The sequence below is a fragment of the Mycobacterium palustre genome (assembly GCF_002101785.1).
Taxonomy (GTDB): Bacteria; Actinomycetota; Actinomycetes; order Mycobacteriales; family Mycobacteriaceae; genus Mycobacterium; species Mycobacterium palustre.
In genome coordinates, this window is the sequence record NZ_LQPJ01000077.1 from 1 (window position 1) to 2,798 (window position 2,798).

Below are 2,798 nucleotides of genomic sequence, written 5' to 3' on the forward strand. Positions count from 1 at the left end.
GTCCCGATCTGGGCGTAGGCCCACACGACCAGCCCGGAGCAGTCGAACGCGTCGGGGCCCGCCGCGCCCCAGCGGTAGGGCCTGCCGATGGCGGTACGGACGATGGGCACGACGTCGGGGTTGGCGTGGGCGACCGGCGCTGTCGCGATGCTGGCGGCGGCGAGGATGGCGGCGGCGAGCGGTTTGCCAGTCATCGGCGTCGCATCGCAGGTTCGTCGAGGTTGAGCATTTTCGCCCTCCTCTGCATGACAGGCGTGGTTGGATATAGACGGTATTGACAATTCCGGAATAGGCGGTATCGGGTCTTAGCTGCTGGGCTGGTCGAACGCGGTGATGGTGTTCGACGCCACCGAGGTCGCTGTGACGCCCGGATACTGGGTGTTGACGGTGATGGTCCAGGAGCATTCGGCGCCGTCGGCAAGCCCGGTGACTTGCGCGGTGACGGTCCCGTCTGGGGCGGTGACGAATTCACCGATTGTGCCGGGCCCGTCGGCGGTGTAGGTGAAGGGCCGGTTCGCCGAGGTTGGTTGCGGGAACGTCAAAGTCGCTGTCAGCCCCGCCCCGGCGACGGCCTGGGGTGGGGTGGTGGTGGCGGCCCATTCGATGGGCACGTTCTGGGTGAATTGTGCGGCGTAGGCGTCGTTGGTCATGCCTTTGACGCCGGTGGTGTCGGCGCACAGCCAGTCGCCGGGGTTGGCGATGGTGTTGGCGACCCCGTCCAGGGCGGTGGGGGTGATGCGGCACATGGTGGTGGGTGTGCCGCCGGGTGGGTTGTGGCGCAGGACTTCGACTTTGATGTTGGGGGCTAGCCCGTTGTCGACGGCGTCCCAGAGCGCTTCGAGGATGGTGGCGGCCTGGGCGATGGCGTCGGTTTTGTTGGTGGGGACGCGCAGGGATTGCGGTGGCACGACGGCGAGGGGGGTGACGGGGGTGAAGCCGGACAGCTCGGTCACGTTGTTCTCCTGATTTTATACGGGGCCGAATGAGCGGCAGCGCACGAATGCCTGTGTGGATCCGCGTTGTTCGCCGCCCCAGCCGATCGCGGTTGCGGTGAGGAACGTGGTGCGCGACACGGCGTAGAGGGGTTGCCAGTCGACGCCGTTGAGGCTGAATTCGAAGTATTTGTTGGCGCCGTCGTCGCGGATGCGTAGCCAGTTCGGCATGGTGGCGATGTTGGTTCCGAGGGTTTGGCTTGCGGCCACGGTTGTTGACCCGTTGACGGCGCTGTAGTTGAGGACGGCGAGTTCGACTATGTTTGTGCTGGAAACGAATTGGCCGAACACAGTGTATTTTGTGCCGTCGGTGAGGACCATGCCGGTCATGATCCGGTCGAGGTAGGTGGGTTCGATGTAGGCTTTCCACGCGTAGCCGCTGGCCGGGGACAGGGTCGAGTATTCGGCGCGGATCCCGGCGCCGACGGTGCCGGGGAGTGTGAGCAGCCGGGCGTCTTTGTCGGGGCTGATCGTGGCGGTGCCGAGGTTGGTGGTGGTCCAGCCCGTTGAGGGTGGCGGGGTGAATGCCGTCAACGGCCCACCCATGACGCGGTCCCAGCTGGTTCCGTCGTCGCGCAATATGAGCCCGGTGTCGGACGGGATGTATAGGCCGCCGGGGGTTAGCGGATTGTTGGGTGGGAGTTGCGCGAACGGCCGCGCGCCCGCGCTGGGCGCGTTGTCGTAGTAACGGACCTTCTCGATACCGGGCGGGAACTTGCCAGAAACCGCGCAGAACATGCACAAACCGACGTATCTCTGACCCGCACCGAGAATCGAAAAATGGGAGGCGTCCGTCACCGGGCCCAGCACGACCTGGCCGTTGTAGAGCACCTCGTAAACATAGGGATTGCCGGCCACCGGATCACCCATGATGACCTTCAAAACCCCGCCCGGCGCAACAGAACTGAGATTTATAAACTTGATGTAATGCAGGACACCACTAACGTCAGCAGCCATTGCTATCTGAATAGCGCTGCCAGTGTTGCCAAGAAATAGGCCCGTGAAGGTGTTCCTGGCCGAATCACAGCGACCGATGATAAAGATATCCGCCGAAGGCGTTTTGGCCAGGTCGAACAATTGCCCAAGCGTGGCTTCAATGACCACATAGTCGCTGGTGCACTGGGTTGGGAACACTTGAATATCACCGATATTCGATGTTCCCTGCACCGCCTGACCGCCGCTGATGCTGATCGCACCATTACCCGGCAGCATCACGCCCGACATGTCCGGTTGATCCGGCATTTGCGTGAAATCAACCGTCACATCCGTGCCAGACGGGGACGGTGTCGCGTTCAACGCCGACGCCACACTCGCCGCCAGCGCCTGCGTCGCAGTCGTATTCGCTTTATGCGCACCCAACGCCGCCGCGAAATCCGCCACACCAAACACCCCGACAAAACCCTGCAGCTGTTGCGGCGCGGACGAAAGCCACGACACCAGTTGGGCTTTCGCCGCATCAACAGTCTGATTGATCAGCGACTCATCGTTCTGCGCCGCCTGAACAAGCGTGTCGATCATGCCCTGGGCGTTGGTTTTCGCGGCGTTCACCGCCGCGCCCACTGCGGCCGCATCGGCCTCGAGGGAGTTGGTGACGATTTGGCCAATCTGCGTCGCCGCGCTCGTCGCCGCGTTCGCCGCGCCGGCCACAGCCGCCCCCAGCGCCTCAGCGTCCTCGACGGATGCACCGGCCAGCGCATCCGCCCATGACTGGGCAGCGCTGGTCGCGTTCCCGGCCGCCGCGCTCAGATAGGACACCAGTCCGGTGACGTTCCCGGCGCCCAAACCCGAAAGCAGCGCACTGAATTC

2 protein-coding genes and 1 pseudogene are annotated in these 2,798 nt (G+C 64.0%); all 3 read right to left on the bottom strand.

The genetic code is table 11. The features are described from left to right. A pseudogene (locus tag AWC19_RS30445) lies at nucleotides 1-98 on the bottom strand (NlpC/P60 family protein); the annotation flags it as partial. Between the two features lie 207 nt (nucleotides 99-305). Continuing rightward, nucleotides 306-953: a hypothetical protein gene (locus AWC19_RS07800; protein WP_085077490.1), complete on the bottom strand. Its 648-nt coding sequence runs from the start codon at nucleotides 951-953 to the stop codon at nucleotides 306-308. Nucleotides 954-968: 15 nt separating this feature from the next. After that, nucleotides 969-2,798: hypothetical protein (locus AWC19_RS29615; protein ID WP_211284877.1), on the bottom strand; the 1,830-nt coding region annotated here is incomplete at its 5' end.